Origin of the sequence: Erwinia sp. INIA01 (genome assembly GCF_025947915.1) — a bacterium.
Lineage (GTDB): Bacteria > Pseudomonadota > Gammaproteobacteria > Enterobacterales > Enterobacteriaceae > Erwinia > Erwinia coffeiphila.
This window is the reverse complement of sequence record NZ_JAPDNC010000004.1, coordinates 463,154-482,319: the sequence shown is the minus strand read 5'-3', so window position 1 is coordinate 482,319 and position 19,166 is coordinate 463,154. Positions and strand designations below refer to the sequence as shown.

18 protein-coding genes and 1 other RNA gene are annotated in these 19,166 nt (G+C 56.8%); 9 read left to right on the top strand and 10 right to left on the bottom strand.

The window, feature by feature from the left end:
- Positions 1–136 precede the first annotated feature (136 nt).
- Positions 137–266, top strand: a non-coding RNA gene (locus OMR58_RS10175) — RtT sRNA.
- 65 nt (positions 267–331) lie between these two features.
- Here the strand turns inward: OMR58_RS10175 and OMR58_RS10170 are convergent.
- Positions 332–1,783 carry a DNA-3-methyladenine glycosylase 2 gene (locus OMR58_RS10170; RefSeq protein WP_264545846.1) on the bottom strand — a complete coding sequence of 484 codons (1,452 nt, stop codon included), beginning with the start codon at positions 1,781–1,783 and terminating at the stop codon, positions 332–334.
- A gap of 167 nt (positions 1,784–1,950) precedes the next feature.
- Between OMR58_RS10170 and OMR58_RS10165 the strand changes: the two genes are divergently transcribed.
- The 3 genes from OMR58_RS10165 to pnuC all read left to right on the top strand — a co-directional run bounded on the left by OMR58_RS10165 (position 1,951) and on the right by pnuC (position 4,408).
- Entirely contained in the window at positions 1,951–2,457 is a 507-nt protein-coding gene (locus OMR58_RS10165; protein ID WP_105591100.1) for a methylated-DNA--[protein]-cysteine S-methyltransferase, read from the top strand.
- Between the two features lie 159 nt (positions 2,458–2,616).
- Positions 2,617–3,678: a quinolinate synthase NadA gene (gene nadA, locus OMR58_RS10160; RefSeq protein ID WP_105591101.1), complete on the top strand. Its 1,062-nt coding sequence runs from the start codon at positions 2,617–2,619 to the stop codon at positions 3,676–3,678.
- Between the two features lie 28 nt (positions 3,679–3,706).
- Positions 3,707–4,408 carry a nicotinamide riboside transporter PnuC gene (gene pnuC, locus OMR58_RS10155; protein ID WP_264545837.1) on the top strand — a complete coding sequence of 234 codons (702 nt, stop codon included), beginning with the start codon at positions 3,707–3,709 and terminating at the stop codon, positions 4,406–4,408.
- 61 nt (positions 4,409–4,469) lie between these two features.
- Here the strand turns inward: pnuC and zitB are convergent, their stop codons facing one another.
- Positions 4,470–5,402 (bottom strand): CDF family zinc transporter ZitB, encoded by a 933-nt coding sequence (gene zitB, locus OMR58_RS10150; protein ID WP_264545836.1) that lies wholly within the window; start codon positions 5,400–5,402, stop codon positions 4,470–4,472.
- Between the two features lie 185 nt (positions 5,403–5,587).
- The gene (locus OMR58_RS10145; protein WP_200563627.1) at positions 5,588–5,911 is read right to left on the bottom strand and encodes a protein YbgS; all 324 of its coding nucleotides are present in this window, start codon (positions 5,909–5,911) and stop codon (positions 5,588–5,590) included.
- Positions 5,912–6,199: 288 nt separating this feature from the next.
- Between OMR58_RS10145 and aroG the strand changes: the two genes are divergently transcribed.
- Positions 6,200–7,252 (top strand): 3-deoxy-7-phosphoheptulonate synthase AroG, encoded by a 1,053-nt coding sequence (gene aroG / locus OMR58_RS10140; RefSeq protein ID WP_200563562.1) that lies wholly within the window; start codon positions 6,200–6,202, stop codon positions 7,250–7,252.
- Positions 7,253–8,410: 1,158 nt separating this feature from the next.
- On the opposite strand, the gene gpmA is transcribed toward aroG, so the two are convergent.
- The 6 genes from gpmA to modE form a co-directional block, all read right to left on the bottom strand.
- The gene (gene gpmA / locus OMR58_RS10135; protein WP_012441996.1) at positions 8,411–9,163 is read right to left on the bottom strand and encodes a 2,3-diphosphoglycerate-dependent phosphoglycerate mutase; all 753 of its coding nucleotides are present in this window, start codon (positions 9,161–9,163) and stop codon (positions 8,411–8,413) included.
- Positions 9,164–9,319: 156 nt separating this feature from the next.
- Positions 9,320–10,348: a galactose-1-epimerase gene (gene galM / locus OMR58_RS10130; RefSeq protein WP_200563564.1), complete on the bottom strand. Its 1,029-nt coding sequence runs from the start codon at positions 10,346–10,348 to the stop codon at positions 9,320–9,322.
- A complete protein-coding gene (gene galK, locus OMR58_RS10125; RefSeq protein ID WP_200563566.1) occupies positions 10,342–11,490 on the bottom strand; it encodes a galactokinase in 1,149 nt (382 codons plus the stop codon). The genes galM and galK overlap by 7 nt, the downstream gene beginning before the upstream one ends.
- A gap of 2 nt (positions 11,491–11,492) precedes the next feature.
- Positions 11,493–12,539 carry a galactose-1-phosphate uridylyltransferase gene (gene galT, locus OMR58_RS10120; protein WP_105591110.1) on the bottom strand — a complete coding sequence of 349 codons (1,047 nt, stop codon included), beginning with the start codon at positions 12,537–12,539 and terminating at the stop codon, positions 11,493–11,495.
- A gap of 402 nt (positions 12,540–12,941) precedes the next feature.
- On the bottom strand, positions 12,942–14,408 hold the full coding sequence (gene modF, locus OMR58_RS10115; protein WP_264545835.1) for a molybdate ABC transporter ATP-binding protein ModF: 1,467 nt from the start codon (positions 14,406–14,408) through the stop codon (positions 12,942–12,944).
- Between the two features lie 74 nt (positions 14,409–14,482).
- On the bottom strand, positions 14,483–15,262 hold the full coding sequence (gene modE / locus OMR58_RS10110) for a molybdenum-dependent transcriptional regulator (RefSeq protein WP_200563570.1): 780 nt from the start codon (positions 15,260–15,262) through the stop codon (positions 14,483–14,485).
- Between the two features lie 154 nt (positions 15,263–15,416).
- On the opposite strand from modE, the gene OMR58_RS10105 reads away from it, so the two are divergent.
- From OMR58_RS10105 to modC, 4 genes are all read left to right on the top strand, one after another.
- Positions 15,417–15,569, top strand: coding sequence for an AcrZ family multidrug efflux pump-associated protein (locus OMR58_RS10105; protein ID WP_105591113.1), 153 nt, complete (start codon positions 15,417–15,419; stop codon positions 15,567–15,569).
- A 169-nt stretch (positions 15,570–15,738) separates the two neighbouring features.
- Positions 15,739–16,512 carry a molybdate ABC transporter substrate-binding protein gene (gene modA, locus OMR58_RS10100; protein ID WP_105591114.1) on the top strand — a complete coding sequence of 258 codons (774 nt, stop codon included), beginning with the start codon at positions 15,739–15,741 and terminating at the stop codon, positions 16,510–16,512.
- On the top strand, positions 16,512–17,201 hold the full coding sequence (gene modB / locus OMR58_RS10095; protein ID WP_105591173.1) for a molybdate ABC transporter permease subunit: 690 nt from the start codon (positions 16,512–16,514) through the stop codon (positions 17,199–17,201). Before modA ends, modB begins: the two co-directional genes overlap by 1 nt.
- Positions 17,201–18,259 (top strand): molybdenum ABC transporter ATP-binding protein ModC, encoded by a 1,059-nt coding sequence (gene modC, locus OMR58_RS10090; protein ID WP_264545834.1) that lies wholly within the window; start codon positions 17,201–17,203, stop codon positions 18,257–18,259. Before modB ends, modC begins: the two co-directional genes overlap by 1 nt.
- On the opposite strand, the gene OMR58_RS10085 is transcribed toward modC, so the two are convergent.
- Positions 18,260–19,078, bottom strand: a complete 819-nt coding sequence (locus OMR58_RS10085) for a pyridoxal phosphatase (RefSeq protein WP_105591116.1) — start codon at positions 19,076–19,078, stop codon at positions 18,260–18,262.
- Positions 19,079–19,166: the final 88 nt, after the last annotated feature.

Here is a 19,166-nt window from a genome sequence, read left to right as displayed (position 1 = left end):
CAATTGGTCGCAGGTTCGAATCCTGCACGACCCACCAGTGTTAAGAAGGCGCCCTAAAGGCGCCTTTTTGCTATTTGCGATTCGGGCGGGATTTGACAAAATTGTCGGGAACAATTTTGAACAATGCGCAGCGTTGGCCCTCAGGGCGAATCGCAGGATGCGATGAGTAGCCTGCAGCAGGTTCGGGTCGAACGCAGTGAGACAACGTTGCCACGGCAACGGCCCGGAGGGCGAGGCGAAGCCGAGTCATCCTGCACGACCCACCAGTGTTAAGAAGGCGCCCTAAAGGCGCCTTTTTGCTATCTGCGATTCGGGCGGGATTTGAATCAGATTAGCCCAAACTCTTCCAGATATGCATTACCGCGTAGCTCCGCCACGGGCGCCACGCCTGAGAGCGTTTCTCCGCCTCTTTTGCATCGATCCTCCCCAGGTTATTACGCACAACGATATCGCCCGCAGGAAAGGCATCAGGCCAGCGTAGGGCGCGCATAGACAGATACTGTGCAGTCCAGTCACCAATTCCCGGCAGCGCCAGCAGCTGAGTCACGGTTTTATCGGGCTGGCTTACCGCATCCAGCTTCAGCATGCCCTGCGAGCAGGCAGCAGCCAGCGCCAGAATGCAGCGGGTGCGGGCACTGACGATTCCGAGGCTGGCGATATCATCAATACTGCACTCCGCAACCCGTTCAGCCAACGGCGACAGATGCGTCAGCTGCGGCAGTGGGCAGTCAAAGGGATCGCCAAAAGCCATCGCAAAACGCCCACCCAGCGTCGCTGCTGCTTTAACGGTGATCTGTTGCCCAAGGATCGCTCGTACTGCCATCTCGAAGCCGTCGAAAGCACCGGGCACACGCAGGCCCGGATAAGCCTGTAGAGAAGGCTGCAGCAGCGGGTCCTGCCCCAGATGCGCGGCAATTAAATCCGGTCGTGCACTCAGGTCAAACAGATTCCTCAGGCGGCGCAGCAGGGCAGGCAGCACGGGGGTGAGTGAATGGCTGAACTCCACCTGTAGCATATTTTTCGCCGTTTTCTGCCGAACCTGAATCCAGCCACAGTGCGGCCCCAACCTGACCGTCCGGCTGTAGCTATCCGTATCGACATATTCCACCCCCTGCAAAGCGCGAATGCGCAGGAAATCCAGCATCGCCTGCCAGTCGTACGGCGGACGATAACCGAGCTGAAGTACCGACGTATCGCTGTTATTCATGTCAGATTCTTTTTCCGTGCCCTCTTTTCTCAGGCGGCTGGGCGGCATGCGGTACTGACTGCTGAAGGCGTCATTAAAGCGCCGCAGGCTGGAGAAACCGCTGGCAAAGGCAATTTCCGTCACCGGAAGCCGCGTTTCGCTAAGCAGCTGCTTTGCCAGCAGCAGGCGGCGCGTTTGGCGCAGTTCCTGTGGCGAAACGCCGAGCTCTTTCTGCACGATGCGCCGCAGTTGCCGCAGGCTGAGATCGAAACGGGCGGCGATCTCCTCAAGGCTCTCAACCTGCTCGATCAGTCCCTCATCAATCTGCTGCATCAGCCGTTCGGCCACCCGCTGGCCGTGATCGACCGGAGCGTTGCCGGGTGCCAGTTCAGGCCGGCAGCGAAGACAGGGGCGAAAGCCCGATTTCTCAGCGGCTTCAGCATTGGCAAAAAAAAGGCAGTTGGCCGCTTGAGGCGCTTTCACCGGGCAGATTGGGCGGCAGTAAATCCCCGTTGACGTAACGCCAACGAAAAATACTCCGTCAAAACGCGCATCGCGAGAAGTGAGGGCAAGGTAAGCTGACTCCCGGTCGATCATCATTGGCTCCTGTTATACAGCGGTCGAATCAGGTTAGCGTCTGAGCAAACACCTGGCTGGCCATATTCGGACATCACACTATTTTATGCCGGTGTCCGAAAACGGCTAGTACCGCCATACAAAAAGCGGATAATCAACCGGAAACCGAGACATGGAGGAAGCAACACATGAGTTATGACTTCAAAATGATGCAGTCGCCGGTCGGCGAGCTGAAACTGGTCGCCTCTGAACGCGGGCTGGTTGCCGTGCTGTGGGAAAATGATGATCCTAAACGCGTACGTTTCCTGCCGCAGGTTGAACAACCTGATAACCCCATTCTGCTCGAGGCGGAACGCCAGCTGTGGGAGTACTTCTCCGGCAAACGGCGGGAGTTTGCCCTGACCCTGGAGTTTGTTGGTACGGAATTTCAGAAACAGGTCTGGGCCGCGCTGGTCACCATTCCCTATGGTGAAACCCGCAGCTATGGTGATATCGCACGCCAGATCGGTAATCCGACGGCGGTACGCGCGGTGGGGGCTGCCAACGGACGTAATCCGCTTTCCATTATTGCGCCCTGCCATCGGGTCATTGGCACCAACGGTAAACTGACCGGTTTTGCCGGCGGTCTGCAAACTAAAGCTTTCCTGTTGCGCATTGAGGGCGGTGGCCAGCTATGGCCGGAAGAGGCACTTTAACGATCGACATCACATCCTGGTGTGAAAATTAAAAACTCAGCGACATTGCTCTATATTTCAGCTATCGTGTTTAGCATATAAAACAAACCAGCCGAAGAGTTGGCGCCGGACCGGGTTCTAGGGCCGTTTCGGTTAAGTTGAAAAAACGAGAGTTGCATTATGAGCCTGATGTTTAATCCCGAAGACGCCATCTATCCGTTCCCGCCGAAACCGGCAAAACTGTCCATCGACGAGAAACAGTTTTACCGCGAAAAGATTAAACGCCTGCTAAAAGAGCGGGATGCGGTGATGGTCGCCCATTACTACACCGATCCGGAAATCCAGTCACTGGCGGAAGAGACCGGCGGGTGTATTTCCGACTCGCTGGAAATGGCCCGATTCGGTAGTCAGCATCCGGCATCAACGCTGCTGGTCGCCGGCGTGCGTTTTATGGGCGAAACCGCCAAGATCCTCAGCCCGGAAAAAACCATTCTGATGCCGACGTTGCAGGCCGAGTGCTCGCTGGATCTCGGCTGCCCGATCGACGAGTTCAGCCGTTTCTGCGATGCGCACCCGGACCGGACGGTCGTGGTTTACGCCAATACTTCCGCTGCCGTTAAGGCTCGTGCTGACTGGGTCGTCACCTCCAGCATTGCCGTTGAACTGATCGAGCATCTCGACAGCCTGGGGGAAAAAATTATCTGGGCACCGGATCGCCATCTGGGCCAGTACGTGACGCGCAAAAGCGGGGCCGATGTGCTGTGCTGGCAGGGGGCCTGCATCGTCCACGACGAATTTAAAACCCAGGCTCTACAGCAAATGAAGGCGCTCTATCCGGAAGCCGCCGTGCTGGTGCACCCTGAGTCACCGCAGGCAATCGTCGATCTGGCCGATGCGGTGGGATCGACCAGTCAGCTGATCCAGGCAGCGCAGACCATGCCGCATAAGAAAATGATCGTCGCCACCGATCGTGGCATTTTTTACAAAATGCAGCAGGCCTGCCCGGATAAAGAACTGCTGGAAGCGCCTACCGCCGGTGAAGGTGCCACCTGCCGCAGCTGTGCGCACTGCCCGTGGATGGCAATGAACGGACTGAAAGCGATTGCCGATGGTCTTGAGCAGGGTGGCAGTGCCCACGAGATACACGTTGATGAAGCGCTGCGCCAGGGCGCATTGATCCCGCTGAATCGTATGCTAACCTTTGCAGCACAACTCAAACTTAAGGTTAAGGGTAACGCCTGACCGACGCTCTTCAGGATAAGGTCTTAATATGGATTTCTTCAGTACCTCAAATATTCTGGTTCATATTCCTCTCGGCAGCGGTGGTTACGATCTTTCATGGATCGAAGCCATCGGTACGCTGGCGGGCCTGCTGTGCATCTGGCTGGCAAGCCTGGAAAAGATCGTCAACTATGCGTTTGGCCTGCTAAACGTCACGCTGTTCGCCGCGATCTTTTTCCAGATCCAGCTCTACGCCAGCCTGTTACTACAGCTATTTTTCTTCGTGGCCAATATATACGGCTGGTACGCCTGGAGTCGCCAGACCAGCGATCATCAACAGGCGTTGAAGATTCGCTGGATGCCGCTGCCAAAAGCGCTTCTTTGTGGCGCTGTTTGCCTACTGGCGATTGCACTAATGACGGTATACATCGACCCGGTGTTCGCCTTTCTGACCCGTACTTCGGTGGTGCTGATGCAGGGGATGGGATTAAACGTGGTGATGCCTGAACTACAGCCGGATGCTTTCCCGTTCTGGGATTCCTGCATGATGGTTCTGTCGATTGCCGCCATGATCCTGATGACGCGCAAATACGTCGAGAACTGGCTACTGTGGGTGGTGATCAACATCATCAGCGTGATGATTTTTGCCCGGCAGGGGGTTTATGCGATGGCGCTGGAATATGCCATTCTGACGGTGATTGCGCTTAACGGTTCCTGGCTGTGGATTAAAAGCGCACGCCAGCGGGTGTGAAACCTTAGCGCGGCAGGCGGCGATGATGACCGTCTGCCGTCGTTAAAACTTTCGTTGCCGATTAGTGGTGATGGCCGTGATGGCTGTGGCTCTCGCCCTGAATCCAGTGCAGATCGCAGTCATCGCCGTCGCAGCGCTGATACTCCATCTGCACCGTTGCGTGCTCGATCTGATAATTCTCATGCAGGTAATGATGAATACGCTGCAATAGCGCATCGTGATCGCGCGGGGGTATCACCTGCACATGCAGCGTAATGACCGGCTTTTCTCCCACCTGCCACAGATGAACGTGATGCACGTTGCGAACCTCGGGAATATTCAGCGTCAGCGATCGCTGCAGCTTGTCGGCATCAATATGCTGCGGTGCGCCTTCCAGCAGTTCATGCGTGCTCTCTTTAATCAGCATCCAGCCGCTGCGCAGCACCAGCATTGAAACCAGCACCGAGAGAATAGGGTCAATCGGCGTCCACCCGGTAAACATAATAATCAGCGCCGCCGCAATGGCACCCACTGAACCCAGTAAATCACCCAGCACGTGCAAAGCCGCCGCCCGCACGTTGAGATTCTTTTCACCGCTCCCACGATGCAGCAGCCAGAATGAAAGGATATTGGCCAGCAGGCCGCCGACGGCAATAACCAGCATCATTCCGCCCGCAACGGGTTGAGGATGGGTAAAACGTTGAATGGCTTCCCAGACAATCAGGACTGTAATCACCAGCAGGGCGAGGGCGTTGACGAACGCGGCGAGCGTGGTTAAGCGCAGCATACCGAAAGTATGCCGTTTGTCCGGTCGACGTTGGGCAAACTGAACCGCCATGAGCGCAACCAGCAGCGCAGCGGCATCAGTGAGCATGTGCCCGGCATCGGCCAGCAGGGCCAGCGAGCCGGATAACAGGCCGCCGACCACTTCAGCGACCATATAGATTGCGGTAACAAGGAAGGCCGCCAACAGGCGGGAACGGTTTCCATCCGCTGCAGAATGACTGTGTGCCATAGATATCCGATAGAGTTAACAGACGCTTGATCCAGTATACTAATGGATTCGCTGCAACAATTGTATTTTGCTGTCTGTTCTCATCGTTCTGATGACTCAGTCACCAAACGCTTTGCGGGCAGCTGTCGTGCTAGATGAAACACCGGGCCGATGACCTGCCCCGGTGCTACAGCGACAATGCGCCGTTACTGCGTAGTACCATCCGTTTTATGGTTGGCATCGTCACCCACTTTCTTGCTGGTATCCGGGCATTTCCCGTCTTTGCACTGTGAGTTTTTGTGCACTTCTGCGGCATTCAAATCCTGATGCGTTGAGTTGGCATCGCCCGTGTTGATTTTACTGTTATCCACGTTGTTAGGCTGAAGATTCTGTTTTGCATCTGGTGCTTTGGCACCGGCATCTGCCGCTGCATTAGCCGCACCGTTGTTGCTGCTGCTATCTGCGGCCATCGCCGTTGCGCTACCCAGGGTCATTGCTGCAGTGAGGAAGATCATCGCGAACTTATTCATCATTGTGCTCCGTTGAGTTCTGAGTATGGACCAAACCGGCTTAACGATTTGAAGAGGAATATCCCCTTTAGAAATAAAGCTCCATAAAGATAACGTCAGGCAACCATAAATTGTGCCAATTCCATTTTTCAAAAAATTAACACTTAAAATTGTAGTAAAGAGAAGCAGAAAATCAAATTCACCCTGAAAACCGTCGGGGAAAGGCGATTTACAGCGTCGGGGACTCGCGATAGATTGGAGCTGATGCGCCTGGTGTGCAGCTCGGCAATGAAATAACCTGGAACTATTATGAATTATCAGAACGATGACTTAAGAATCAAAGAGATAAAAGAATTACTACCTCCTGTTGCTCTGTTTGAAAAATTCCCTGCCACGGATAAGGCTGCTGACACAGTATTCCGCGCCCGCCAGGCCATTCATCAGATCCTGCGGCAGCAGGACGATCGCCTGCTGGTGGTGATCGGTCCCTGTTCTATTCACGATGTGACGGCGGCGAAAGAGTATGCAGAGCGTCTGCTGAAGCTGCGTGAGGAGCTGAAGGATTCGCTGGAAGTGGTGATGCGCGTTTATTTTGAAAAGCCGCGCACCACGGTTGGCTGGAAAGGGCTGATTAACGATCCACATATGGATGGTAGTTTCCAGATCAACGATGGTCTGCGCATTGCGCGCAAGCTGCTGGTGGATATCAATGACAGCGGCCTGCCTGCTGCCGGTGAGTTCCTTGATATGATCACCCCGCAGTACGTCGGCGATCTGATGAGCTGGGGCGCTATTGGCGCACGTACCACGGAATCTCAGGTTCACCGTGAGCTTTCTTCCGGTCTTTCCTGCCCGGTTGGTTTTAAGAATGGCACTGACGGCACGATTAAAGTTGCCATCGATGCGATTGGTGCAGCCGGTGCGCCGCACTGCTTCCTCTCGGTGACCAAGTACGGTCATTCAGCGATTGTGGAAACCAGCGGTAATCAGGATTGCCATATCATTCTGCGCGGCGGCAAAGAGCCAAACTACAGCGCGCACCATGTTAGCGCGGTGAAGAGTGGTCTGGAAAAGGCCGGTCTGCCGGCGCAGGTGATGGTTGATTTCAGCCACGCTAACAGCAGCAAGCAGTTTAAAAAGCAGCTGGATGTGTCTACCGATGTGGCAGAGCAGATTGCTTCGGGTGAGCGGGCGATCATTGGTGTGATGATTGAGAGCCATCTGGTGGAAGGTAATCAGAGCCTGGAGAGCGGTGAGCCGCTGGTTTACGGTAAAAGCGTGACCGATGGCTGCATTGGCTGGGAAGATACTGAAACCGTGCTGCGCCAGCTGGCTGCGGCGGTGAAGGCGCGTCGCGGGTAATATCCGATTAGCGGTGGGCGGTACCTGAGCAGGTTTGCTACCGCTACAGCGCCTGATCAGACGGCTCGCTGCCCGCTTCGGCGGTCCTCGCGCCGCTTTGCGGTGCCCTCACTCCGTTCGTCAGCCTCCCGGACCAGCACAGACGGGGCGTCCTGCCCCGGCTGTGCTTTTCGGCCGCGTCCATGCGGCCAAATCCTGGCTTCCTCTCTTCGTTCAGCGCTGCGGATTGCCGAAGCGGGCAGCGATCCGTTTGCTCTGTAGCTTCAGCGTTTTTTTGCGATAACCCCCATGACTATTCAGCTGGTTGGCTTTAATCAGATTGCTGATTAACGTCTGTGGTGCGACCCCGGAGCCAGCCTCTGAAATGAACGGCGGGCAATTCGCAGCACTGGGGCGGGCGTTGCTGGTTTGTGTAGTCTGGTGCCGATGTGATTGCGCGGACGGGTTGCTGCCCCGGCTGGCGGTCCTCGCGCCACGCGCTGCGTGGTGCCTTCCCTTCGTTCGTCAGCCGATCGGACCGGCTCAGACGGCACATCCGTGTGCCGACCGAGCCTTTCGCCCGTGTCCTGCGGGCTTATCCTGGCTTCCTTTCTTCGCTCAGCGCTGTGGATTGCCCGTCGGGTCAGCAACCCGTCCGCGCCGTGACTCTTGAGCTGTCTTCAGGTTTGAAAGCCGCTGTTTGCGCCGCATTTACGGCCAATACTCATGTTGAGTGCTATGGGCTGAACTGGTCATTAAGCAGCGACAATAATGACACGAAGGTGCACAGCCTCTGCCGGGGATGCAGGACAATCCGCAGCGCTGAGGTGAAAGCAGCAGGCCAGGAGACGCCAACATGGACGTTGGCGTCAGGCGAAGTCGGGTCAGGGATGACACGTCTTCGCCGGTCCGACCGGCCGGATGCTGTAACCGAAGGCATCACGCAGCGCGTGACGCGAGGACGGCCGGAAGCCCCGGCAGAGGCTGGGAACCCGGCACGGTTTTTCAGCAACACCGGCAGAGGCTGGGAACCCGGCACGGTTTTTCAGCAGCATCGAAAGAGGCTGGGAACCTGGCAACATTCTCGTCGCGACTCTCCCCAAACCGCACACAAAAAAACCGCCATCTCAACGACGGCGGCTTTATCAACTCAGCTCACTCCTGCCTCTCGGCAGAAAATTACTTCGCTTTACCCTGGTTAGCTACGGCCGCGGCTTTCGCTGCGATCTCGTCTGCATCACCCAGATAGTAGTGCTTGATAGGCTTGAAGTTTTCATCGAACTCATACACCAACGGCACGCCGGTTGGAATGTTCAGTTCCAGAATCTCTTCTTCGCTCATGTTGTCCAGGTATTTCACCAGCGCACGCAGGGAGTTACCGTGGGCAGCGATGATCACTTTCTCGCCGCTTTTCATGCGTGGCAGAATAGACTCGTTCCAGTAAGGCAGAACGCGATCGATAGTCAGCGCAAGGCTCTCGGTAGTTGGCAGCTGCTCTGCGGTCAGTGACGCATAGCGCGGGTCGTGGCCAGGGAAACGCTCATCAGCACGATCCAGCTCCGGTGGAGTCACCGCAAAACCGCGACGCCACTGCTTAACCTGCTCGTCACCGTATTTGTTAGCGGTTTCGGCTTTATCCAGACCCTGCAGCGCACCGTAGTGACGCTCGTTCAGACGCCATGATTTCTCAACCGGCAGCCAAACCTGATCAACTTCGTCCAGAATATTCCACAGCGTGTGGATGGCACGTTTCAGCACGGAGGTGTAAGCAAAATCGAAGGTGAAGCCTTCTTTTTTCAGCAGTTGACCCGCTGCTTTAGCTTCGGTGCGGCCTTTATCAGACAGATCAACGTCGTACCAACCGGTAAAGCGGTTTTCGTTGTTCCACTGGCTTTCGCCGTGACGCACCAGAACCAGCTTAGTTACAGCCATAGCTTAACTCCTTAATAACTTTACGTTTCTATGATAATGGGAATCGGTAAACTGCCGGAGCCTGCGCGCGACAATTTTAATGTGCATTACCATAGCTGAAATCTGCGCAGCGCGTAAGCCCGTCGCGCATGCGTTGCGCGTTTTTCATGCGCTTTATCAAACTGCAATCAACTGGTAACGCGTCACCGACTGATACGATTCACCTGGCGCCAGCCAACAGTCCGGCTGCGGCCATTCAGGGTGATTAGGCGAGTCGGGCAGGAACTCGCTCTCCAGCGCAATACCCTGGAAAGCAGTATAGACTCCCTGTTCGCGCGCCGGGGTTCCCGCCAGGTAATTCCCGCTGTAAAGCTGCAAAGCCGGAGCGGTAGTAAACACTTTAAGCTGTAGTTGACCGTCGGCAGACCACAGCTCGGCAGCCGGTTCCGGCGAGTCATTCAACAGGTAGGCGTGATCGTAACCTTTCACCCGCTGCTGATCGGCATCCTTCAGGAAATCCTGCGCCACGCTCTTCGCCTGGCGAAAATCGAAACCGGTTCCCTCTACCGCTTTCAGTGGCGCAGCGGGAATCCCTTCGCTATCCACCGGCAGATAGTAATCGGCATTTAACAGCAGACGATGCTGGCGCGCATCGCCGTGTTCCGCATCCAGATTGAAATAGGCATGATTAGTCAGATTCACCGGGCAGGGTTTATCCACCGTCGCCTGATAGCTAATCGACAGGGTGTTATCTTCATCCAGATGATAGCGCAGCGAGACGATCAGTTCGCCCGGGAAGCCCTGATCGCCGTCGGGTGAATCAAGGCGGTATTCCACTTCGCTTTCGCTCTGGCAGACAATCTGCCAGCGACGATGGCTGAAGCCTTCAGGGCCGCCGTGCAGCTGGTGTTCGCCCTGATTGGCGCTCAGTTTAATGGCCTCACCGTTCAGTACCAGCTGTGAGTGGGCGATACGGTTCGCGTAGCGGCCAACTGTCGCACCAAGATAGGCAGACTGGTGAAGATAGTCGGAAGGTGTCGCGCAGCCCAGCAGCGCTTCACGCACGCTGCCGTCGCGCATCGGCACGCGTGCGGAAAGCCACGTTGCGCCCCAGTCCATAAATGTCGCCACCATGCCGTTGCTGTTGCGCAGGGTGGTAATCCGCCACGGCTGTCCGTCCGGGGCGTGGGAATCAGGTTTTAGCATGGGCCGGCTCCTTCTGAGGCTTTGCAAACGTAAAATGTTTCTTTGATACCGGACTGTGCCTCGTACTGCTCCGCCACGGCCGCCTTCACGCCCGCTACGCGATCCTGCGGCATCAGCGCCACCACACAGCCGCCAAAGCCGCCGCCGGTCATGCGTACGCCACCGCTCTCACCCAGCGCGGCTTTAACGATATCCACCAGCTGATCGATTGCCGGTACGGTGATTTCAAAGTCATCGCGCATTGAGGCGTGGGATTCTGCCATCAGCACCGCCATGCGGGTCAGATCGCCGTTGGCCAGCGCATCAGCCGCTTCCAGCGTGCGGGCATTTTCCGTCAGCACGTGGCGTACGCGTTTCGCCACCAGCGGGTCCAGCTCGTTCTGGCGCTCGTTAAACTGCGCTAGGGTTACGTCACGCAGGGAAGACTGGCCGAAGAAGGCCGCACCTTCTTCGCACTGCTGGCGGCGGGTATTGTATTCACTGCCGACAAGGCTGCGGCGGAAGTTGGAGTTAATGATCACGACCGCGATGTCTTCCGGCATCGGAACCGGTCGGGTGCCGAGCGTACGGCAGTCCAGCAGCATGGCGTGATCCTTCTCGCCCAGCGCCGAAATCAGCTGGTCCATAATGCCGCAGTTGCAGCCGACAAACTGGTTCTCCGCTTCCTGACCGTTGACGGCAATCGCTGCGCCATCCAGCGCCAGTCCGTAAAGGTGATTGAACACGGTGCCTACCGCCACCTCCAGAGAGGCCGAGGAGCTTAAACCTGCACCCTGCGGCACGTTGCCGCTAATCACCAGGTCCGCGCCGCCGAAGTTTGGCTGACGCTGTTGTAAATGCTTCACCACGCCGCGCACATAGTTGGCCCACATATAGTCCGGGTGGGAAACAATCGGCTGGTCGAGGGAGAAAATATCCTGCTGGCTGTCGTAATCAGCTGCAACAACCCGTACCTGACGATCGTCGCGCTTCGCACAGCTGATGACTGTCTGATAATCAATGGCACAGGGCAGCACAAAACCGTCGTTATAGTCGGTGTGCTCGCCAATCAAATTCACCCGTCCGGGTGCCTGAAGCGTATCGGTAGCCGCATAGCCAAAAGCGTTGGTGAAAATCTGCTGGGTAGTGGTCTTTAAAGTCATGGTTATGCTCCGGTTTCGCGGAAATGGATATCGCTGACGGCACGCAGACGTTCGGCTGCCTGTTCCGGCGTTAAATCACGTTGAGTTTCAGCCAGCATTTCGTAGCCGACCATAAATTTACGTACCGTTGCTGAACGCAGCAGCGGTGGATAGAAGTGTGCGTGCAGCTGCCAGTGTTCGTTGTCTTCACCGTTAAACGGCGCGCCGTGCCAGCCCATGGAGTAGGGGAACGAGCACTGGAACAGGTTGTCATAGCGGCTGGTCAGCTTTTTCATCGCCAGCGCCAGATCGTCGCGCTGCGCGTCGCTGAGATCGGTCAGGCGCTTCACGCTGGCTTTCGGCAGCAGCAGGGTTTCAAACGGCCACGCCGCCCACCACGGCACCACGGCCAGCCAGTGCTCGGTTTCTACTACCGTACGGCTGCCGTCCTGCAACTCGCGTGCGCAGTAATCGACCAGCATCGGTGAGCCATTTTTGGCATACCAGGCACGTTGCAGATCGTCCTCGCGCTTCGCTTCATTCGGCAGGAAGCTGTTGGCCCAAATCTGGCCGTGCGGATGCGGGTTGGAGCAGCCCATCGCCGCGCCTTTATTCTCAAAGACCTGCACCCACGGATAGCTTTGGCCCAGCTCAGCGGTTTGTTCCTGCCAGGTTTTCACCACATCAATCAGGCCGTCCAGCGTCAGTTCCGGCAGGGTTTTGCTGTGATCGGGGGAAAAACAGATCACCCGGCTGGTGCCGCGTGCGCTTTCACAGCGCATGAGTAAATCTTCGCTTTCCGGGGCATCCGGCGTATCGGTCATCAGCGCCGCAAAGTCGTTGGTAAAGACATAGGTACTGGTGTAATCGGGATTTTTATCGCCGGTTACGCGGGTATTGCCCGGGCAGAGAAAACAGTCGGGATCGTGCGCAGGCAGCCTATCCTGCGAGGGTGTTTCCTGCGCGCCCTGCCATGGTCGTTTGGCGCGATGCGGGGAAACCAGAATCCACTGATCGGACAGCGGATTGTAGCGACGATGTGGATGATCCACCGGATTGAATTTTTGCATGTTAAGTCCTGATAACCTTCTGTCTGCGTCAGATCTGATAAAAAAATAGCACAGTCGCGGTGCGGAAAGCGTGATCGAAATGGAAAAAATGGAATCGTTTACACAAACTTTAAAAACGGCAATGTCGCTAAGAGTAAAGGATGGACACAATTTCGCAAGCTTGTGGTAGTGAATTAGTGGTAGCGATTACACGATGTGATTTACGCCACGTGCCGGTCACTGTAAGCCTGGATAAAACGCAATGGAGTGAAGAGGTAGAGCCGCGTCCGTGTTTGAGGTAAGTCATGCAGAAACGGGAAGGGAAGGTGCTAATGAGTATTAAGAGAAACACACCGGGTGAGTTCCACCAGAAGTGAGAGGAGAGCAGGGCAGGTCCACGAACGAACCCGCCCGGCGCAGGAATTACAGCGTTTCCTGTAAATATCCGTAGCGGTCGCCATCGGCAATAAAACTCAGACGATGGGTAATGCACTGCGGGGCATCTTCCGCGTGGTGGGAAACAAACAGCAGCTGGGTGCGGCCTTCACCGATCAGTACATCAACAAAACGACGAACCAGCAGGCGGTTAATCGGGTCCAGCCCCTGTAGCGGTTCGTCGAGGATCAGCAGAGCCGGGTGTTTAACCAGCGCACGGGCGATCAGTACCAGCCGCTGCTGGCCCCAGGAGAGATCGTGGAACGGCGTATCGCCCTGTTTTTCCATGCCCAGCAGATGCAGCCACTGTTTTGCCAGCGCCTGCTGACGATCCGAGACGGCCTGGTAGATGCCGATGGAATCAAAATAGCCGGAGATAATCACGTTGCGCACGCTGCTGCTGACCCGGTAATCAAGATGCAGGCTGCTGCTGACGTAGCCGATGTGCTGTTTGATATCCCAGATGGTTTCGCCGCTGCCGCGACGGCGGCCAAACAGCGTCAGATCGTTGCTGTAGCCCTGCGGATGATCGCCGGTGATCAGACTGAGCAGTGTCGATTTACCGGCGCCGTTCGGGCCAACGATCTGCCAGTGCTGCTGGCGATCGACCTGCCAGTCGAGATGGTGCAGGATCGGACGATCGTTATAGGAGACAACGCCGTCACGCAGCACAATCAGCGGTGCATCGGCAGCCAGCTGGGGAATGGCCTCCGCGTCGTCGGGTTCCGGCAGCGTCATGCCGTCAAGCTTTTCACTGTGCGCCAGCTGGGCGACCAGCGCCTCGGCAAGGATAGCTTTACGCGGGCCGGTATGGCTGAGATGGCACTCCGCCAGCACGCCCACCTGCTGAATGAAGTCGGGGATATCATCAAAGCGGTTCAGCACCAGCACCAGGGTGAAATCAGGCCGCTGCAGTTCCCCCAGCACGCTGGCGAGATTAGCGCGCGAAGCCACATCCAGCCCGTCAAACGGTTCATCAAGGATCAGCAGGTCGGGCTGCGCCATCAGCGCCTGGCACAGCAGGGTTTTGCGCGTTTCCCCGGTGGAAAGGTATTTGAAGCGGCGATCGAGCAGGTAGGTAATGCCAAACTTCTCCGCCAGCTGCTGGCAGCGCGCCGGGTCGCGCACCTCATCCTGAATAATCTCAGCCGCCGTGCGGCCGGTATCTTCTTCGCCGGGGCTGAGCAGGTCAGTGTTATTACGCTGCCATTCGTCGGCCACCAGTTTCTGTAGCTGTTCCAGCGACAGGCGCACGGGGTGCCTGAAATCGCCGATCGCCCGGCCTTTAGAGGGGGCCAGCTCACCAGAAAGGGCGCGGGCCAGCGACGACTTACCGCTGCCGTTGGCCCCGACGAACGCCCAGCTTTCACCGGCGCGTAAAGTCAGATCGTTCAGGTTCAGAGTTCGGGTATCGCTCAGGCGAAAGATGCCTTGCGTAATTTGCAACATTAACATTATTCATTCCATTTTATGCATCACACGGTTATTAGGGGCTTCCTGCCGTACAATGTCAAATCCCGCCCGATGATTCAGAGCAGCGTCGCGATGATGACGCGATCGGCATTAAAATATGCTGTCACGGCCGAGCCGGGCTGCAGTTTTTGCTGGGTGATAAGCTGATTTTCGACGGTGGCACAGAGCGTTTCACCGCTGCCGAGCGTCACCAGCACTTCGCTGCGGCTTTCACCCTGTTCTATCTGGCTGATGTGGCCCGTCAGCAGATTATCCGCGCTGACGCTTTCCTGAGTAATGCCAACCCACGGCGCTTTAATCAACACCAGCACCTCTTTGCCCTCAGCCAGCTGCAGGCGATTGGCGCTCTGCTCGGTCAGCGCGACCTTGATTTGGGTGTCACCGTCGGCCAGCTGTACCGTAACATGCTGTTGTACCGGCAGATTGTCGCGGCTGACGACGGTGCCGTACAGCTGGTTTCGCGCGCTGGTTTGCAGTGAAAAGCGCGCGATTGCGCCCAGCAGACTGCCGAGTGGCGCATCGTCCTGTAAAACATCGAATGCCTTCTGCTGGATCTGTTCCAGCAGCGCATAGAGTTGAATCAGGCGCTCGCCGTAGGGCGTAACGATGGCCCCGCCGCCGCCTTTACCGCCGGTGGCGCGCTCAACCAGCGTGCGGTCGGCCAGCTGGTTCATCTCGTTAATCGCATCCCAGGCGCTCTTATAGCTGATCCCCGCCAGCTTCGCGCCCTGGCTGATCGAGCCGCTCTCCTTTATCTGGCGCAGCAGTTCAATACGGCGCGGGTCAGCGAACAGCCGCTGCTGTAACTTCAGAATCAGGGCAATTTCGGCCTGCATTTTGCTCTCCCATTTTCAGCATCTCATTGCCGGATTGTAGCAGCAGGGGATGCGGATGCGTGGGGAATAAATTCAGCACGAAAGCACAAAAGGTCAGTGCAATCCTGTGTTCTGTCGTTACAATAACTTTTTTGTTCAGCGAAATGAGGCTTCCATGCTGGAATTACTGAAAGGCCTGGCTGTAGCGATCCTGATGGTCCCGGTTGTGATGGCGATTATCCTTGGTCTGATTTATGGATTAGGTGAAGTCTTCAACGTCATTTCTAAAATCGGGCACCGTGACCGCCCGGTTAAAAACCAGCAGTAACACGTTTTCCCCTCACGCCCGGTTTACCGGGCGTTTGTTTTCCCCGCTATCCGCTTTTGTGAAATTGACCTCAAATAATGTTCTGTTCCTCTTCATCGATTTTTCTGTGACGTTCGGCCGCGCTATCGCTATATTATTGCCTACATAACGAACCTCTCTGGAGAAGTGCATGTCTGTAAAAATGAATACCTGGCTGACCGCTGCGGTCGTCACCCTGAGCATCAGTGGCCACGCGGTTGCCGCGGATAACATCACCGTTTTTGCTGCGGCCTCGCTGACCAACGCCCTGCAGGATATCGCCAGCCAGTATGAGAAAGGGAAAGATGTCAAAATCGTTTCCTCATTCGCTTCATCCTCTACCCTGGCCCGTCAGATTGAGCAGGGCGCTCCGGCCGATCTGTTTATCTCTGCCGACCAGCAGTGGATGGACTACGCCGCAGAGAAGAAAACCATCGATGAATCCAGCCGTTTTACTCTGCTGGGTAACGATCTGGTGCTGGTGGCTCCGGCCTCTGCCAAAGCGCAGAAAGTGGATATCAGCAAAACCACCGACTGGAAAACGCTGCTGAACGGCCAGCGCCTTGCGGTGGGCGATCCTGACCACGTTCCGGCCGGTATCTATGCCAAAGAAGCGCTGGAAAAACTGGGCGCCTGGGATCAGCTGTCTCCGGTGATGGCGCGCAGCAACAGCGTTCGTGCCGCTCTGGCGCTGGTCGAGCGTGATGAAACCCCGTACGGCATTGTTTACGGTTCTGATGCGGTGGCCAGCAAGAAAGTCGCCGTGGTCGGCACCTTCCCGGCAGACAGCCACAAGCCGGTCGAATATCCGGTAGCTATCGTGAAAGATCATAAAAATGCCAGCGTCAGCGCCTTTTATGACTACCTGAAAGGACCGCAGGCGGCAGCGATTTTCAAACAGTATGGATTTGCGCCTAAGTCATGATGTTCCTCAGCGATCCCGAATGGCAGGCGGTTGCGCTCAGCCTGAAAGTCTCGGTGGTGGCGGTGGCATGCAGCCTGCCGTTCGGTATCCTGATGGCGTGGCTGCTGGTCCGCCGTCAGTTCCCCGGTAAAACTCTGCTCGACAGTATTATCCACCTGCCGCTGGTGCTGCCGCCGGTAGTGGTGGGCTATCTGCTGCTGCTGGGCTTCGGGCGGCGCGGGGTGATTGGCGAATACCTGTATGACTGGTTTGGCTTCAGCTTTGCCTTTAGCTGGCGCGGTGCCGCGCTGGCTTCGGCGGTGATTGCCTTCCCGCTGATGGTTCGTGCCATTCGCCTGGCGTTGGAAGCGGTTGATACCCGGCTGGAGCAGGCAGCCCGCACGCTGGGTGCCGGGCGCTGGCGGGTGTTTCTGACCATCACGCTGCCGCTGACCCTGCCTGGGATTATTGTGGGTACGGTGCTGGCTTTTGCCCGCTCTCTGGGCGAGTTTGGTGCCACCATCACCTTTGTTTCCAATATCCCGGGTGAAACGCGTACGCTGCCGTCGGCAATGTATACGCTGATTGAAACGCCGGGTGCCGAAGGCGCTGCCGCCAGACTGTGCGTGATTGCTATCGTGCTGGCGCTGTTTTCTCTGCTTGTTTCCGAATGGCTGACCCGCTGGGGTCGTAAGCGTTTAGGTCTTTAATGTTAGAACTCGATTTCAGCCAGCAGCTGGGCGACTGCCTGCTTAATGTGCAGACCAGCCTGCCGGGTAAGGGAATTACCGCCGTGTTTGGCGTGTCCGGTGCGGGGAAAACCTCGCTGATTAACGCCATTGGTGGGCTGACGGTGCCGCAGCAGGGGCGCATTGTGCTCAACGACCGGGTGCTCAGCGATACGGCTAAAGGTATCTGGCTGCCGCCGGAAAAGCGCCGCGTTGGCTATGTTTTTCAGGACGCGCGCCTGTTCCCGCATTATCGGGTGCGCGGCAACCTGGAATACGGCATGGCGAAAAGCATGCGCCCGCAGTTCGACAGTCTGGTTCAGCTGCTGGGCATCGAACCGCTGCTGTCCCGCTTCCCGTGGTCGCTCTCCGGCGGTGAAAAACAGCGTGTTGCCATTGGGCGTGCATTGCTGACTGCGCCGGAAATCATGCTGATGGATGAGCCGCTGGCCTCGCTCGATCTGCCGCGCAAGCGCGAGCTGCTGCCATATCTGCAAAAGCTGGCGAAAGAGGTCGACATTCCGATTCTTTACGTCAGCCACAGCCTGGATGAGCTGCTGCATCTGGCCGAAAACGTACTGGTGCTGGATAAAGGATCGGTCATCGCCAATGGTCCGCTGGAAGAAGTGTGGGCCAGTAGCGCCATGCGTCCGTGGCTGCCGCGCGCCGAGCAGAGCAGCGTGCTACGCGTACAGGTGCTGGAGCAGCATCCGCACTACGAGATGACCGCGCTGTCGCTGGGCGAGGAGCGTATCTGGGTCAGTCGCATTACTGCGCCGTTACAAACGCCGATGCGCATCCGTATTAATGCGGTGGACGTGTCGCTGGTGCTGGAACCACCGGTCAACAGCAGCATTCGCAATGTGATACCTGCCGTCGTAGTTGAGCTGCTGGAGATCGATCATCAGGTGGAGGTGAAGCTGCGGGTCGGTCACAGCGAGCTTTGGGCGCGTATTACGCCCTGGGCCCGCGATGAATTGAAGATTAAACCCGATATGCCGCTTTATGCGCAGATCAAAAGCGTGTCGATCACGCCCTGATTACAGAATTTCGCGGTAAATGGTTTCGGCAATACCCGGCTCAAGGTTGGTGCCGATCACGCGCCCGGCGCGGGCTTTAATCGCCTCGTCGGCGTTGCCCATTGCCACACCCAGACCCACGGTTTCCAGCATGCTCAGGTCGTTGTAGTTGTCGCCAAAGGCCAGCACGTCGCTCATCTGATAGCCTTCTGCGGCTACCCATTCGGCCAGACGTTTGCCTTTGCTGTTACCGGCTTTGGCAATATCGACCTGATCGTGCCACGACCACTCGCAGGCCAGGCCGAGTTCATCCTCAACCTTCTGCGCGAAGCGCTGCAGTTCCGCCGTGTCCTGGTGAGAAACGGCAAATTTCCAGATCGACTGTGCGCTCTGCGCCGCACCGGCCAGGCTGTCGACATGCAGGAACGTCGGGCGCTGGGATTCAGGCAGAGTCAGGCCCCAGTTAATCGTGCGGGTCACGTGACCAGTTTCGGCCTGGTACAGCATGGCATCATCCACATACAGGAGGCCGTGAATCGCGGCGTCGTCGAGCATTTCAATCACGCGCTGCGCCTGATCTTTTGGCAGCGGATCGGAATGTAAGACTTTTTTCGCCTGGTAATCATACAAATAGGTGCCGTTACAGCAGATTGCAGGTGTATCCAGCGCCAGTGCCTGATAAAAAGGATGGATAGCAACATGATGGCGACCGGTAACGATCAACACTTTTACCCCGGCCTGGCGCGCTTTAGCCAGCGCTTCCAGCGACTCGGGAAGAATGGTTTTATTCGGCGTTAAAAGCGTGCCGTCCAGATCAAGGGCGATGATGCGATAGCTCATATGCGTTTCCGTGACTAAATGTGAGTTAAAGAGTGTACACCCTGTGACGCCGGCCACAAAACCGACGAACGCAATCAATGATTACGAC

Bases quoted from the DNA above. Each gene is read 5' to 3' on its own strand.
- modE (WP_200563570.1), bottom strand. From the start codon at position 15,262: ATGCAGGCCGAAATTGCCCTGATTCTGAAGTTACAGCAGCGGCTGTTC.
- galM (WP_200563564.1), bottom strand. From the start codon at position 10,348: ATGCTAAAACCTGATTCCCACGCCCCGGACGGACAGCCGTGGCGGATT.
- OMR58_RS10170 (WP_264545846.1), bottom strand. From the start codon at position 1,783: ATGATCGACCGGGAGTCAGCTTACCTTGCCCTCACTTCTCGCGATGCG.
- modB (WP_105591173.1), top strand. From the start codon at position 16,512: ATGTTCCTCAGCGATCCCGAATGGCAGGCGGTTGCGCTCAGCCTGAAA.
- pnuC (WP_264545837.1), top strand. From the start codon at position 3,707: ATGGATTTCTTCAGTACCTCAAATATTCTGGTTCATATTCCTCTCGGC.
- nadA (WP_105591101.1), top strand. From the start codon at position 2,617: ATGAGCCTGATGTTTAATCCCGAAGACGCCATCTATCCGTTCCCGCCG.
- aroG (WP_200563562.1), top strand. From the start codon at position 6,200: ATGAATTATCAGAACGATGACTTAAGAATCAAAGAGATAAAAGAATTA.
- modF (WP_264545835.1), bottom strand. From the start codon at position 14,408: ATGTTAATGTTGCAAATTACGCAAGGCATCTTTCGCCTGAGCGATACC.
- OMR58_RS10165 (WP_105591100.1), top strand. From the start codon at position 1,951: ATGAGTTATGACTTCAAAATGATGCAGTCGCCGGTCGGCGAGCTGAAA.
- galK (WP_200563566.1), bottom strand. From the start codon at position 11,490: ATGACTTTAAAGACCACTACCCAGCAGATTTTCACCAACGCTTTTGGC.
- zitB (WP_264545836.1), bottom strand. From the start codon at position 5,402: ATGGCACACAGTCATTCTGCAGCGGATGGAAACCGTTCCCGCCTGTTG.
- modA (WP_105591114.1), top strand. From the start codon at position 15,739: ATGTCTGTAAAAATGAATACCTGGCTGACCGCTGCGGTCGTCACCCTG.
- OMR58_RS10105 (WP_105591113.1), top strand. From the start codon at position 15,417: ATGCTGGAATTACTGAAAGGCCTGGCTGTAGCGATCCTGATGGTCCCG.
- gpmA (WP_012441996.1), bottom strand. From the start codon at position 9,163: ATGGCTGTAACTAAGCTGGTTCTGGTGCGTCACGGCGAAAGCCAGTGG.
- galT (WP_105591110.1), bottom strand. From the start codon at position 12,539: ATGCAAAAATTCAATCCGGTGGATCATCCACATCGTCGCTACAATCCG.
- OMR58_RS10085 (WP_105591116.1), bottom strand. From the start codon at position 19,078: ATGAGCTATCGCATCATCGCCCTTGATCTGGACGGCACGCTTTTAACG.
- OMR58_RS10145 (WP_200563627.1), bottom strand. From the start codon at position 5,911: ATGAATAAGTTCGCGATGATCTTCCTCACTGCAGCAATGACCCTGGGT.
- modC (WP_264545834.1), top strand. From the start codon at position 17,201: ATGTTAGAACTCGATTTCAGCCAGCAGCTGGGCGACTGCCTGCTTAAT.